This is a genomic window from Nonomuraea sp. NPDC048882 (assembly GCF_040649755.1).
In the GTDB taxonomy this organism is placed as follows: domain Bacteria; phylum Actinomycetota; class Actinomycetes; order Streptosporangiales; family Streptosporangiaceae; genus Nonomuraea; species Nonomuraea maheshkhaliensis.
Genome location: NZ_JBEZGB010000002.1, coordinates 742737 through 756470, shown reverse-complemented (window position 1 = coordinate 756470; position 13734 = coordinate 742737). Strand labels below are relative to the sequence as shown.

Here is a 13734-nt window from a genome sequence, read left to right as displayed (position 1 = left end):
ACCACGGCCACCCAGGACCGAAAGGGAGTACCTACTCCTCCATCAGCCCCTGGGTGGCCTCGCGCTGGAGGGCCGCCGAACGGTTGAGCCAGTCGAGGATCAGCTCCAGCTCCTCATCGCTGTACCGCTCGTACAACTGCGACAACGCCACCACGAACGGCTCGAACAGCTCCGAGAACCCGGCCACCCGCTCATAGTTGATCTCGACGATGACCCGCCGCCGGTCCTTGGTGTCGCGGACGCGCCGCACCAGCCACTTGCCCTCCAGCCGGTCGATCAGCCCGCTGACCGTCGCCGGCGCCAGGCCCGTGTGCTGGGCGATCTCCCCCGCCGTCAGGGGCCCCAGGCGTTGCAGCAGGTCGAGCGTCTTCTCCTCGGTCATCCCCAGGCCGAGCCGCCCGCCCATGGCGCTGTGGTACATCACGGCGGCGTTGCTGTGCTCGCGTCCCGCGACGGTGAGAGCCTCCAGCAATTTAGTTCGTCGATCCGAAATACCTCTCGACACCGCCCACCGCCTCTGCCTCTGCCTAATATTTCGTTCGGCCGAACGAAAGGTTATCACTACGCCGCCCACGCCACCTCGCCCAGCTCCGGCCAGGGCGCCTCGCTCGCCATCGAGGACGCGATCGTGCTGGCCCGGTGCCTGCGCGACAGCGGCGGGCACGAGGAGGCGTTCCGGCGCTTCGAGGCCGAGCGGCGCCCGCGCGTGGAGCGGGTCGTCGCCTACTCAAGGACCATCAGCAAAGCAAGGCCGCGGGCCCGGTCGCCCGGGTGGTCCGCGACCTGATGCTGCCGTTCTTCCTCAGGCGTGGCGCGAGCCAGGAGTCATTCGCCTGGATGTACCGCTACCAGGCGAGCCTGTGACACCGACTCCGCGCCGGCAGGCACGAGCGGCAGGCGCACGTCCGGGGTCGGGATCAGGCCCTGGGCGTGCAGCACGCCCTTGATCACCGTCGGGTTCGGCTCGGCGAACAGCGCCGCCGACAGCCGGGCCAGCCGGTGCCCGAGCCGCCGCGCCCGTACGGCGTCCCCGTCATGCCACGCGTCGACCAGGTCGGCGAAGCTCCCGGTCTCCAGGTGCGCGGAGGCGAGAATGCCGCCCGCCGCCCCGAGCGCGAGCAGCGGCGAGATGAACGCGTCGTCCCCGCCCAGCACCTCGAACCCGTCGGGCAGGTCACCCAGCAGGCTCACCGCGTCCTGGTCGATCCCGCCGGCCGCGTACTTCACCCCGGCGATCCTCGGGTGCTCGCCGAGCCGGCGCAGCGTGGCGGCACTGACGCTCTGCCCGGTCCGGTAGGGAATGTGGTAGATCACCAGCGGCACCGGCGTCTCCTCCGCCAGCGCCTCGAAATGCGCGACGACACCGCGTTCGCCGGGACGCAGGAAGTACGGCACGATCACCAGCGCCGCCCCCACCCCCGAGGGCAACTCACGCAGCGCCCGCGCGGTCGAGCGCGTGTCGTTGCCGGTCACCCCCACCGTCAGCAGCGCCTGGCGCTCGGCGCAGACCCGTGCGCACACCTCGATCACCCGCGCCCGCTCCCCGGCGTCGAGCGTGGCCACCTCTCCGGTGGTGCCCAGCGCCACCAGCCCCTTCGCGCCCTGGTCGAGCACCTGGTGGGCGAGCTTCTCAATCGCGTCCACGGCCACGTCGCCCGACGTGTCGAACGGCGTGATCAGCGGTACGTGGATTCCTCTCAACATGCTTCGAGCCTCACCCCTGCCGACCCGTTAGGTCCAGCACGGATTTCTTCGTTCGAGATTAAGCTCACCTTATGCTCGACCCGCGCAAGCTCCACCTGCTCCGCGAACTCGCCCGGCGCGGCACGATCGCCGCCGTGGCCGAGGCGGTCACGTTCACGCCGTCGGCCGTCTCCCAGCAGCTCAGCGCGCTGGAACGGGAGGCGGGCGTGCGGCTGCTCGAACGCACTGGGCGCACGGTGACGCTGACGCCCGCCGGGCACCTGCTCGTGGAGCACGCGCAGGCCGTACTGGAACAGCTCGAACGTGCTTCGGCCGCCCTCGCCGCCGTCCGTGGCGGCCCTTCGGGCCCGCTGCGGATCGGCGCCTTCCCCACGGCCGCCCGCGTCCTCCTCCCGCCCGCCCTCGCCGGCCTGACCGCCGCGCACCCCGGCCTGGAGCCCATGGTGTCCGAGATCGACCCGGCCGACGTCTCGGCCGCACTGCGGGCGGGCGAGCTGGACCTGGCCCTCGTCCACGAGTACGACTTCGTCCCGCCCGTCACCGACGCGTCCACCGAGACCGAGCCCCTGTTCACCGAGCCGATGTACCTCACCGACCGCCCCTCCGTGGCCGCCGCCCGCGCCGACGCCTGGATCATGAACAAGCCCGGCACGCTCTGCCACACCATGGCGATCAGAGCCTGCCAGGCGGCCGGCTTCGAACCGCTCGTCCGTCACCACATCGACGACTTCGACACCGTCCTCGCTTTCGCCGCCGCAGGTCAGGGGGTCGCGCTCGTCCCCCGCCTGGCGGCCGTCGACCCGCCGCGAGGCGTCCGGCTCACCCGGCTACCGCTGAGCCGGCGCACGCTGGCCGCGTTCAGGAGAGGCAACGGCGAGCACCCGGCCATCAGAGCCGCCATCACCGCCTTCCACACCGCCCTCCCCCACCTCCCCCTCTGACCCGGAACATCGGCAACCGCCCGAGCACCTGGAGAACCGGACACGGCCCGTACAGCCGTCGCCGCGACAAGACCGATCACCAGAATCACCACCGATCGCGGACACAACCAGGACGGCTACCGATGGGGGACCGCCACCGGAGTGCCTACCGATCGAGAACGGCATCGAGCACGGCGCCCGCACTGGTCTGAGCCTGGTCATACTCCCCGGCCGTAACCGCCACCACCAGCCCCTCCTCCGGAACCACGAGCAACCGCTGCCCGCCGTTCCCGATGCCCTCGACCCAGCGACGCTCGCCGGTGCTCAGGTACCACTGGTAGCCGTACTCGAACCCGTCCTCGATCACCACCCGGGGCCGCAACATCTCCTGGATCCAGGAGCCGGGCACGACGTCCCGCCCGCCGTCGAGCACGAGCTGCCCGATGGCGGCCAGGTCCACGGGCCGCAGCCGCAGCCCGGACGCGGCCGCCGCCACGCCGTCGCTCCCCTTGGCCCAGGCGTACCGGGTGATGCCGAGCGGCTTGAAGAGCCGTTCCGCCGCGTACTCCTCGATCGGCCGCCCGGTCCCCCGCGCGATGATCGCGCCGATCAGCGCCGACGCCCCGCCGCAGTAGTTCCACCGCGTGCCCGCCGCCTCCACGAGCGGCCGCCCCAGCACGTAGCGGTACCGGTCGGGCGCCAGCTCCATCGCGATCTCACCGTTGGCCGGATCGGTGTAGGGCAGTGACTCGTCCCACTCCAGCCCGAGGGTCATGGTCAACGCATGCTCGACCGTGAGCCGCGCCCGCCCAGGATCCGCCCCCAAATCCCGATATTCCGGAAATTGCCGCATCAACGACTCCTCCGGCCCCGGCACCAGCCCCTCACCCAGCGCGATCCCGTACACCAGCGCCACCACACTCTTGGACACGGACCGCAGATCGTGCAGCGTGTCCCGCTCGAACACGACCTCCCCCAGATCCTCACCGAGATGATGATCGCGCCCAGCACCGTACCGCTCGACCTCGACCCGCCCGCCGCGCATCACCACCAGCCCATGCAGCTGCGGCGCCCGCCCCGCCCGCACCACCTCGTCAACCCGCTCAGCCACTCCCACGGCACACCTTCCTTCGCCATCGACCTGTCCAGATCTACAGCCTTTTGGAGGGGCTTGGGCCGAGTTCCTTCATAGCGCGGTCCCAGGCGTAGGGGGCGGTAGTGGGGTCGGGGTTCGGGACGATGCGTACGCCGTCCGCGCGCAGATCCTCCAGGCTGCGCCGGTACGGTGTGCGTGCGGCGAGGGCGCTGTTGACGAACGGCAGGACGACGACCGGGATGCCCAGGCCCGGAGCCTCCGCCAGGACGCCGAGGGCGTAGGTGTCGGTGATGCCCTGGGCGAACTTGTTGATCGTGTTGTACGTGGCCGGCGCGACGATCATGGCGTCGGCCCTGGGCGGTTTGGGTTCGTGGGGCTTGCGGTAGCGGCTGCGTACGGGGCGGCCGGTCTGCTCTTCCAGGGCGGCCACGTCGATGAAGTCCAGGGCGGACGGTGTGGCCACGATCTGCACGATCCAGCCCGCGTCCTGGGCCAAGGTGACCAGCCGGCCGACGTCGCGGGCCGCGCCGGCCGCGCAGACGACGAGGTAGAGGACTTCGTCCGATGTCTCGCTCACGCGGTGCACTCACTCTCCAGGGAGGCGACAGGGTTCGCTCCCCTCCAGGATCCTCCGCGGGGACGCCTGCTGAGAGGGTCCTCAGTGTGTCTCAGGTGCTCCACAGCGGCCGGGGCGCAGGCTGGGCGGCATGGAGCAACTGCTGCGCAGCCCGGGCGTCATCGCGGGGCTGGTCAAGGTCGAGGCCAGGATCCGGCGGCTGAGCGGGTCGTCCGTGCTGCCGGACATCAACGCGGGCGCGGAGCGGGTCGTGTCCGCGGGTGGCAAGCGGCTGCGGCCCGCGCTGACTCTGGCCGCCTCCATCGCGCTCGGCAAGGCGCCCGATCGCCGGGTGATCACGGCGGCGGCGTGTGTGGAGCTCATCCACACGGGCTCGCTCGTGCACGACGACCTCATGGACCGGGCCGACCGGCGGCGCGGGCAGCGGACGCTCAACGCCGAGCTGGGGGACGGCAAGGCGCTGGTCATCGGGGACTTCATGCTGGCCAGGGCCGCGCTGGCGGCGATCGTGAACGTGTCGCGGCCGGTGGCCGAGGTGCTGGCGGCCACGGTGGTGGAGCTGGCGGAGGGCCAGTATCTGGAGACGGCCGATCTGTTCGACACCGGCCGTACGCGGGAGAGCGCGGTGCGGTCGATCACCGGCAAGACGGCGGCCCTGTTCCGGGCGGGCTGCCTGGCGGCGGCGTTGTGCGCGCACGCCCCGGCCGAGGACGGGGCGCGGATGGCGGCGTACGGTGAGCGGTTCGGGCTGATCTTCCAGGTGCTCGACGACCTGCTCGACCTGACCGCGTCGGACGAGCAGCTCGGCAAGCCGGCCGGGAACGACCTGCGCCAGGGCGTCTACAGCCTGCCCCTGCTCATGTCCGGGATCGACCTGGCCGGCGACGGTCTGGTGGGGCGGGACATGAGCGAGGAGCAGGTGGCCCGCGCGCTGCGGGTGCTGCGGGCGAGCCCGATGGCGGGCAACACGATCCGGTACTGCCGGGGCCTGGCCGCCGAGGCGCTGGCCGCCCTGCCGGTGCTCCAGGATGAGGAGATGGGGGTGGTGTTGCGTCGCCTGCCTTCCGCCTATATCGACAGTGTCGAACGCCAGGTGCTTCTTGCTTCCGTCCCCAGTCCCTAGAGGGCGTATCCGGTTCACAACGTTCTGGAGGTGGTGGTGCCGGGCATCCGTCGAAGGTGCCGTCACGTGGCCGGTTCGGTCTCCGCCTTCGAGAGTGGGGCCGCGATCTCCTCCAGCCCCTTCCGTTCGGCCTTCACCCCGAGGAACAGCTCCACCAGCCCACCGATGATCATCACCACCGCCCCGATGCAGAACGCCAGCGCCGTGTTCCCCGGCACCCCGCTCTCGACCAGGGAGGCGAAGACGAGCGGGCCGGCGATGCCGCCCGCGGCCGTGCCGATCGCGAAGAAGAAGGCGATGGCCATGGCCCTGGTCTCCATGGGGAAGATCTCGCTGACGGTCAGGTACGCCGAGCTCGCCCCCGCCGAGGCCACGAAGAGCACCGCGCACCAGCACGCCGTCAGCGTGACCGCCGTGAGCACCCCCTGGTTGAACAGCCAGGCCGTGCCCAGCAGGAGCACCCCGGAGCCGATGTACGTGGCCGAGATCATCGGCACCCGGCCGACGGTGTCGAAGAGGTGGCCGAGCAGCAGCGGGCCGAGGAAGTTGCCGATGGCGATGACGGCGAAGTAGTAGCCCGTGTGCGTGTCGATGCCGTAGAAGGTGGACAGGATCTGCGCGTACCCGAAGGTGATGGCGTTGTAGAGGAACGCCTGCCCGATGAAGAGCGACAGCCCCAGCACCGTCCGCTTCGGATAGAGCGCCACCATCGTGTGCGCGATCCGGACGAACCCGATCGACTTGCGCGTGTGAATGGTCATCGACTGCTGCGGCTCCGGCAGCTTGTCCTCGCCGATGTCGTGCTCGATGTCGCCGACGATCTTCTCGGCCTCGTCGCCCCTGCCGTGGATGAACAGCCAGCGCGGGCTCTCCGGGACGTTGCGCCGTACGAGAAGAATGGCCAGGCCGAGCACCACGCCGAGGCCGAAGGCGACCCGCCAGCCGATGTTGACCGGCAGGTCGTTCAGCAGCGGCACGGTCAGCAACGCGCCGCCGGCCGCGCCGAGCCAGTAGCTGCCGTTGATGATGATGTCGATGCGCCCGCGATGCCGGCTCGGGATGAGCTCGTCGATGGCGGAGTTGATGGCCGCGTACTCGCCGCCGATGCCGAAGCCGGTCAGGAACCTGAACAGGAAGAACCACCACGCGCTGAAGGAGAACGCGGTCATCAGCGTGGCCAGCAGGTAGACGACCAGCGTGATGATGAACAGCTTCTTGCGGCCGAACTTGTCGGTCAGCCAGCCGAAGAACAGCGCTCCCGTGCAGGCGCCTGCCACGTAGAGCGCGGCGGCGACGCCCGCGACCTGGGCCTGGGTGATCTCCAGGCCGCTGCCCGGTTTGGCGAGCTGCGCGGAGAGGTTGCCGACGATGGTGACTTCGAGCCCGTCGAGGATCCAGACGGTGCCGAGTCCTATGACGATCATCCAGTGCCAGCGTGACCACGGCAGCCGGTCCAGCCGTGCGGGCACTTTCGTGGTGACGGTGCCGGTTTCCACGTCGCTCATAGGATCTTCCCGATACCCGGGAAGCGGCGCGCAAACGTCGCGTCAGGCGGCCGGTTTCCTGGCCTCCACGATGCCGGTGGCGAACCACGGGCCGCCGTACCAGAACCGCCAGCCCGCGTTCCGCCTGCGTACGTCGATCACACCCAGGTCGCGCAGAGTGTCCTCGTAGGCGGGCGTGTGCTGGAAGTCCGCGATGAGCACCAGCCCGCCGGGCCGCAGCACGCGCAGCGCCTCACGGACGGCCTGGGCCCGTCCTTCGGCGTCGGGGATGTTGTGCACGGACTGGCTCGCGACCACCACGTCGTACGAGTCGTCGCAGAAGGGCAGGTCGCGCAGGTCGCCGGTGACCAGTCGCACCCGGTCGGAGACGCCTTCCAGCTCGGCGTTGCGCCTGGTGACCGGCGCGCGGTTGCCTGACTGGTCCTTGGTGCGCCATCGGTCGACGCCGGTCGCGCTGCCCCGCTCCAGCCGTCCGGCCGCGAGCAGCAGCACCGCTCCCCTGCCGCAGCCCAGGTCGAGCAGCCGTTCGTCGCCGCGCAGCCGCCGCAGCTCCCTGTCCCAGACGACGAACTTGCCGCGCCTGGTCGTGTAGAGGTAGCTGACCGCGCTGGCGAGCGTGTAGAGCCCGCCGAAGAGGAAGGCGACGCCGGCGGGGAGGACGTCGAGGGCGAACGAGATCCCGGCCAGGCCCAGCAGCACGATCGCTCCCAGGAGCAGACCGGCCAGTGCCCAGGGTGCGTCGAACCCGTAGCTGCCGTGACGCTTGCTCATGCTCACGTTATATCTCAATGTGTACTTGACGGTGATTTGACCGAACCCTTGCCCTTAGCAACGCCTGACACGCACCGCGCATTACTAACGTGCTTGGGATGGGCGCACATTGGGGGTTTGACCAGGCATGACGGGAGAGGACCGGCGATTCGGACCGGGCGCGAGCATCGCACTGACGCTGGCCTCGACCCTGTTGTGGGGCGTGGCACACCTGGCCGCCGAGCGCCGCAAGACCGGTCTGGCCCTGATGGCGGCATACGTGCTGATGCTGGCCGGCGTGCTGACCGTGTTCACCGCCTTCAGCGCGAACCTGCTGTCGCTGGCCGTGCAGCCCCGCTGGCTCACCTGGCTCACCGTCGCGCTGGTGGCCGTCGCGCTCGCCTGGACCGGGGTGATCGTCTGGTCGTTCCTGCTGGTACGCCCCGCCCGCTCCGACACCGTCGGCCGCTTCCTGACCACCACGCTCACGGTCGCCCTGTGCGCGCTCGTGCTGGCTCCGACCGCGTACGCCACCCGGCTGGCGTACCTGTCGCGCGACGTCGTGAACACCCTGTTCCCGCGCGGCACCACCGCCACCACCCCCGTCATGGCCCAGGACCCGTGGAACGGTGCGGAACGGGTGAACTTCCTGCTGCTCGGCGGCGACTCCGCGCCCGGCAGGCCCGGGGTGCGTACCGACAGCATGACCGTGGCCAGCGTGAACGTGGCCACCGGCGCGACCGTCCTGTTCGGCCTGCCGCGCAACCTGCAGCAGGTCCAGCTGCCCGCGGGTCCCGCCAGGGACCGCTTCCCCTACGGCTTCACCGGCGCGGGTCCCGACACCCCGGGGCTGCTCAACGAGGTGTTCCAGTACGCCGAGGACCATCCCGAGGTTGTGCCGGGCGTACAGAAGGGGCAGCGCGGTCCCACTCTCATCAAGAAGACCATCGCCGACATCCTCGGCATCCCCGTGGACTACTACGCGATGGTGGACATGAAGGGCTTCGCCGAGATGGTCGACGCCATGGGCGGCGTCCAGGTCACGATCAAGGACCCCATCGTGTACGGCCGTTACCGCGAGGGCCTGCTGCCCGCCGGCACCCGCAAGCTGTCCGGCCAGGAGGCCCTCTGGTACGGCCGCTCCCGCACCGACAGCGACGACTACGTCCGCATGGGACGCCAGAAGTGCCTGCTCAACGCGGTCGCCAAGCAGGCCGACCCGATGACCGTGCTGAACAGCTTCGAACGCCTCGCCGCGGCCACCAAGCGGGCCATCTCCACCGATCTGCCCCAGGACCTCCTGCCCGCGGTGGTCGATCTGGCGCAGAAGGTCAAGGGCGCCAAGATCCGCAGCCTGAACTTCGTGCCGCCGCTGGTCAACACCGCCGACCCGGACTGGTACGCGATCCGGCGCGAGGTGGACGACGCCCTGGAGGAGCGCTCCGCCTCGACCAAGACCTCGGGCCCGCAATCGCCGTCCCCGACGCCGACCGACGCCCCGGTCAGCCTCGACGCCACCTGCGCCTGAGCCCAGGGTCTCACCGAGGCCCAGCCCTTGTCCGCGTCTCCCGTGTCTCCCGCGTCTCCCGCGCGTTCCGAGAATGAATCTCATTTCGGCGTGCCCGCCGTTTCCCGTGTCTCCGCGCGACGCCTGTGGCATGATGGTGATCGTCCCCAACGGAAATGATTTTCATCCTCATCTGGAGCAACAGTGAGAGTGGCGTTCGTCGGAAAGGGCGGCAGCGGCAAGACGACGATGTCGGCCTTGTTCGCGAGACACGTGGCGAGCCAGGGCGGCCCGGTGGTGGCCATGGACGCCGACATCAACCAGCACCTGGCCCTCGTGCTCGGCCTCGATGAGCAGCCCGAGCCGCTCGGGGCCCACCTCACCGAGATCAAGGACCGGCTGCGCGGCGACAACCCGCGCATCCCGTCCGCCGAGGTCATGCTCAAGACCACCCCGCCCGGCCGCGGCTCCCGGCTGCTCCGCTTCGACGACCTGGCCGCCGACCCCTACGGCCTGACCACCCCCGACGGCCTGCGCCTGCTGGCCACGGGCCCGTTCAGCGAGGACGACCTGGGCGTGGCCTGCTACCACTCGAAGGTCGGCGCGGTGGAGCTGCTGCTCAACCACCTGATCGACGGCCCGGGCGAATACGTCGTGGTCGACATGACCGCAGGCGCCGACTCCTTCGCCTCCGGCCTGTTCACCCGCTTCGACCTGACCTTCCTCGTCGCCGAGCCGACCAGGCAGGGCGTGAGCGTCTACCGGCAGTACCGCGAGTACGCCGCCAAGTACGACGTCGCCCTCGCCGTCGTGGGCAACAAGGTGCACGGCCCGTCCGACGTCGACTTCCTGCGCGAGCACGTGGGTGACGACCTGCTCACCTGGATGGAGCACTCCGCCGCGGTCCGCGCCATGGAGCAGGGCCGCCACTTCACCCTCGACGACCTGGAGCCGGCCAACGCCGACGCCCTCGCCGTGCTCCGCAAGACCCTCGACGAGCAGGAGAAGGACTGGGCCCGCTTCGGCCGCCAGACGGTGGAGTTCCACCTGCGCAACGCGAAGGCTTGGGGCAACGAGCGGACGGGCGCCGACCTCGCCGAGCAGGTCGACCCGGGATTCGTCTACGGCCCCTGAACGCGGGCGAGATCACGCGACTGTTCCCGTCGGGAATCTGGAGCCCTTCCCTTTTCCGACCTAGCGTCAGATTCAATTCCTTTCGAGAGGAGACAGCATGTCGCTGACCGTTCCGAACGATCTGCTCGACCAGGCCAAAGCCGGTGAGGTCGACGACGCGGCCTTCCTCGCCTGCGTCCGCGACTCACTGCCCTACGCGTGGTCGCTGATCAGCGAGCTGGTCAAGCAGCGTGAGCACAGCGGGGCCGAGTTCGCCGACAACGAGGTGCCGCCGCCGTCAGAGGAGGCGCGCGGCCAGCTCCTTCGCTGCCTGGCGAGCGACTCGATGCGTGGCGCGCTGGAGCGTCACTACGGCGTGCGCCTGGCCTTCCAGAACTGCCACCGGGTCGCCGTCTTCGACCCGACGGCCACGAAGGCCCTGGCCGACTTCGTCACCCCGCGCGCTCAGATCCTCAACCAGAAACCGGAGCTCGTCGACTGCTGAGCCCCTGCCCCGGCGGGCCGGTCCAAGGCCGGCCCGCCGGATCAGCCGCAATCAACCGAAGCAGTCGGATCAGCCGGATCAGCCGCGCAACAGCGGCAGCACCTCGGCGCCGAACCTGGCGATGTTCTCCAGCGTCCGCCGATGCTCGCCCAGCCCCTCCACGAGCAGGATGAAGTGCTCGATCCCGGTGCTCTCCGCCGTACGCCGCAGCGTCTCGGCGCAGTGCTCGGCCGACCCCACCGGATGGATCCCGGTCAGCAACTCGACGTACGCGCCGGCGTCCCGAGCCGTGCGCGGCCGATCGTTCACCGGCACATATCCGGCCAGACCGGGCCCCAGCCAGGACGGCATCCGCTCCTTGAGCTCACGCACCGCCTCGGCCGTGGAGTCACCCACCAAGGCCACCCCGGCCGCGACATGGCCCCCAGGCGACCCCCCGTGCTCGCGGTACCGCCGTACCAGCGCCGCCTTGTCCGCGTCCCCGATGTGCATGCCCAGCAGCATCGGCAGCCCGCGCGAGGCCGCCAGATCGACGGTGCCGGGTGAGGTGCAGGCGACGACCGGCCGCAGCCGCGCCCCCGGCACCATCGGCACCTCGCGAAACCGGAAGAACTCCCCGTCGGCCGCCACCGACGCGCCCGACAGCGCCGACATCAGCAGGTCGAGCGACTCGGCGAACCCCCGCTCATACCGATCGAGCCCCGTCCCGAACACCTCCAGATCCACCCACGGCCCGCCCCTGCCCACCCCCAGCGTGAACCGCCCGCCGGACAGGTGGTGCAGCACGGCGGCCTGCTCGGCCAGCGCCACGGGATGCTGGGTGGACAGCACGCTGACGGCCGTGCCGAGCCCGATGCGGGTGGTCCTGCCGATCGCGACCGCGGCCAGGGTGAGCGGCGAGGGGCAGACGCCGTACGACATGAAGTGGTGTTCGGCGATCCACGCGTCGTCGAACCCCGCCTCCTCGGCCGCGACGATCCACTCCACGGCGTCCGCGAGCGTCGGCCCGGCCTGCCGGCCGGGGAACAGGCCCGCGACCACGAAAATGCCGATGCGCACCCACCGAATGATGGCCGATCGGCGCGACTACGCGAAGAGGCTGGCCTGCCCCTCGCCCGCCAGCGGGTCACGATGGTGCTTCAAGTGTCGCCATTGGGGCAGCTCGTCTAGGTATGACCAGGAGAGCCGATGGTGCGGGGTGGGCCCGAGACGGGCGAGCGCCTCCTGATGCACGGGTGAGGGGTAGCCCGCGTTCTCCGCGAACCCGTACTCGTCGCAGCCGATCGTCCCCATGTACGCATCGCGCCGCACCTTGGCCAGCACCGAGGCCGCGGCGACGGAGATGCTCGCCGCGTCACCCTTGACCTCAAGCCGCACCGGCCACGGCGCGCCGATGTAGTCGTGCTTGCCGTCGAGGATCACCGCGTCGGGACGGACCGGCAGCGACTCCAGCGCCCGGCGCGCGGCCCTGCGCAGGGCCTCCGTCATGCCGAGCGTGTCGATCTCCTCGTGCGTGGCCTCGCCGAAGCCGACGCCCGCCGCCCAGACCGCCAGTTCGGCGGCCAGCGGACCGCGTCTGGCCACGGAGACCTGCTTGGAGTCGGTCAGGCCGGCCGGCGGCTCGGACAGGTCGGTGACGACCGCGCAGACCGTGACCGGCCCCGCCCACGCGCCCCGGCCCACTTCGTCCACGCCCGCGACCGTCCGGACGCTGGGCTGGGAGAGCAGCAACTGCTCGATCTCGTACGTCGGCGCCATGCCCGCAGACGCTATCGCCTCACAGGACCATGACCGCACAGACCGAAGAAGAAGCAGCAGCAGACCCATACCGACCGTCACTCACCGAACGACCTCCCGACGACAGAGCCCGCCGACCGCACCGCGCCGCCCTCCCACCCGCCGCCGGAGTCGGAGTCGGCGGGGTCGGCAGAACGGTCCTTTCGCGACCGCTCAGCCAGCCGTACCGGCTCCAGGTCGGCCGCGATGTAGCGGGCGGCGACGTGGATGGCGCGCAGCGTCACGTGCACCGACGGCCGGTGCACGCTGGACCCGCGCGCAACCGCGTGCACGTCGCGCGCCACCGGATCGCCGGGGAACTGCCGCACGGCCAGCCCGCGCACACCGGCGGCCAGGGCCAGCGCGGGCACGGCGGCGATGCCGATGCCCTTGGCGACCAGCGACAGGATCGTTCCCAGCCCCTCGAACTCCCACGGCGTCGGCCGGGTGCCGCCCACGTCCACGAGCAGCCGGTCCACCGCCAGCCGCGAGGGCTCGCCGTCGGGGGTGGCCATCCACGGCTCGTCGCGCAGCTCCCGCAGGTCGAGGGGCACGTCGGGGTCGGCCAGGCGGTGCTTGCGCGGGACGACCAGCACCATGGGGTCGCGCAGCAGGGGGAAGGCGCGCAGGCTCTCGCTGTCGCGGACGCGGCCGTACCAGTCGTCGACGAGCGCGATGTCCACCTCGCCCGACTGCACCTCGCGCATCCCCCGCCCCGACCTGCTCTGTCCCAGCCGCAGCGTGAGCTCGGTGTGACGGCGCAGCGAGCGCGCCAGCGCGGGCGCGAACGCCACCGCCGCCGTCGGGAAGGCGCTCACCACGACCCGCCCGGACGGTGTGCCGGCGTGCGCGGAGAGGTCGGACTCGGCCTCCTCCACCATCGACAGGATGCGCTCGGCGTGCAGGACGAGCCGGCGACCGGCGTCGGTCAGCTCGGCGCTGCGCGCCGTCCTGTCGATGAGCGCCGTGCCGGTTTCGCGTTCGAGCGCGACCAGCTGTTGAGAGACGGCCGACGGACTGTAGCCGAGCGCTTCTGCCGTCGCCGCGATACTTCCCTTCCTTGCGAACTCGCAGATCAGGACCAATCGCCGCAATTCGAGCATCAGACTTCCTTATGCCTACCCACAAAAAGCTCCGCTTGTGCTGATGCCTTCATCC

General features: G+C 70.6%; 15 protein-coding genes. 6 read left to right on the top strand and 9 right to left on the bottom strand.

The features are described 5' to 3' along the window. Positions 1–31: 31 nt before the first annotated feature. The gene (locus tag AB0C27_RS08895; protein WP_346101608.1) at positions 32–472 is read right to left on the bottom strand and encodes a MarR family transcriptional regulator; all 441 of its coding nucleotides are present in this window, start codon (positions 470–472) and stop codon (positions 32–34) included. 156 nt (positions 473–628) lie between these two features. On the opposite strand from AB0C27_RS08895, the gene AB0C27_RS08890 reads away from it, so the two are divergent. Next, a complete protein-coding gene (locus AB0C27_RS08890) occupies positions 629–787 on the top strand; it encodes a hypothetical protein (RefSeq protein WP_357839969.1) in 159 nt (52 codons plus the stop codon). A gap of 38 nt (positions 788–825) precedes the next feature. Here AB0C27_RS08890 and dapA read toward each other — a convergent pair whose 3' ends face one another. Further along, a complete protein-coding gene (gene dapA, locus AB0C27_RS08885; RefSeq protein ID WP_357839966.1) occupies positions 826–1704 on the bottom strand; it encodes a 4-hydroxy-tetrahydrodipicolinate synthase in 879 nt (292 codons plus the stop codon). 71 nt (positions 1705–1775) lie between these two features. Between dapA and AB0C27_RS08880 the strand changes: the two genes are divergently transcribed. Then, positions 1776–2645 (top strand): LysR substrate-binding domain-containing protein, encoded by an 870-nt coding sequence (locus AB0C27_RS08880; protein ID WP_357839963.1) that lies wholly within the window; start codon positions 1776–1778, stop codon positions 2643–2645. A gap of 145 nt (positions 2646–2790) precedes the next feature. Here the strand turns inward: AB0C27_RS08880 and AB0C27_RS08875 are convergent, their stop codons facing one another. Continuing rightward, on the bottom strand, positions 2791–3735 hold the full coding sequence (locus tag AB0C27_RS08875; protein ID WP_357839960.1) for a serine hydrolase: 945 nt from the start codon (positions 3733–3735) through the stop codon (positions 2791–2793). Positions 3736–3775: 40 nt separating this feature from the next. Further along, positions 3776–4297: a flavoprotein gene (locus AB0C27_RS08870; RefSeq protein WP_357839957.1), complete on the bottom strand. Its 522-nt coding sequence runs from the start codon at positions 4295–4297 to the stop codon at positions 3776–3778. 130 nt (positions 4298–4427) lie between these two features. On the opposite strand from AB0C27_RS08870, the gene AB0C27_RS08865 reads away from it, so the two are divergent. Beyond that, complete coding sequence (locus tag AB0C27_RS08865; protein ID WP_357839954.1) at positions 4428–5420, top strand: polyprenyl synthetase family protein; 993 nt, start codon at positions 4428–4430, stop codon at positions 5418–5420. 62 nt (positions 5421–5482) lie between these two features. Here the strand turns inward: AB0C27_RS08865 and AB0C27_RS08860 are convergent, their stop codons facing one another. After that, positions 5483–6925: an MFS transporter gene (locus AB0C27_RS08860; protein ID WP_357839951.1), complete on the bottom strand. Its 1443-nt coding sequence runs from the start codon at positions 6923–6925 to the stop codon at positions 5483–5485. 42 nt (positions 6926–6967) lie between these two features. Next, entirely contained in the window at positions 6968–7696 is a 729-nt protein-coding gene (locus AB0C27_RS08855) for a class I SAM-dependent methyltransferase (protein ID WP_357839948.1), read from the bottom strand. Between the two features lie 127 nt (positions 7697–7823). On the opposite strand from AB0C27_RS08855, the gene AB0C27_RS08850 reads away from it, so the two are divergent. From AB0C27_RS08850 to AB0C27_RS08840, 3 genes are all read left to right on the top strand, one after another. Continuing rightward, positions 7824–9203: an LCP family protein gene (locus AB0C27_RS08850; protein WP_357839945.1), complete on the top strand. Its 1380-nt coding sequence runs from the start codon at positions 7824–7826 to the stop codon at positions 9201–9203. Between the two features lie 183 nt (positions 9204–9386). After that, positions 9387–10316, top strand: coding sequence for an ATP-binding protein (locus AB0C27_RS08845; RefSeq protein WP_357839942.1), 930 nt, complete (start codon positions 9387–9389; stop codon positions 10314–10316). A gap of 97 nt (positions 10317–10413) precedes the next feature. Beyond that, positions 10414–10800 (top strand): SCO5389 family protein, encoded by a 387-nt coding sequence (locus AB0C27_RS08840; protein WP_326632854.1) that lies wholly within the window; start codon positions 10414–10416, stop codon positions 10798–10800. Between the two features lie 78 nt (positions 10801–10878). On the opposite strand, the gene AB0C27_RS08835 is transcribed toward AB0C27_RS08840, so the two are convergent. From AB0C27_RS08835 to AB0C27_RS08825, 3 genes are all read right to left on the bottom strand, one after another. Continuing rightward, positions 10879–11859: an LLM class flavin-dependent oxidoreductase gene (locus tag AB0C27_RS08835; RefSeq protein WP_357839939.1), complete on the bottom strand. Its 981-nt coding sequence runs from the start codon at positions 11857–11859 to the stop codon at positions 10879–10881. Between the two features lie 27 nt (positions 11860–11886). Beyond that, a complete protein-coding gene (locus AB0C27_RS08830; protein ID WP_357839936.1) occupies positions 11887–12558 on the bottom strand; it encodes a ribonuclease HII in 672 nt (223 codons plus the stop codon). Positions 12559–12635: 77 nt separating this feature from the next. Next, complete coding sequence (locus AB0C27_RS08825; RefSeq protein ID WP_357839933.1) at positions 12636–13679, bottom strand: LysR family transcriptional regulator; 1044 nt, start codon at positions 13677–13679, stop codon at positions 12636–12638. Positions 13680–13734: the final 55 nt, after the last annotated feature.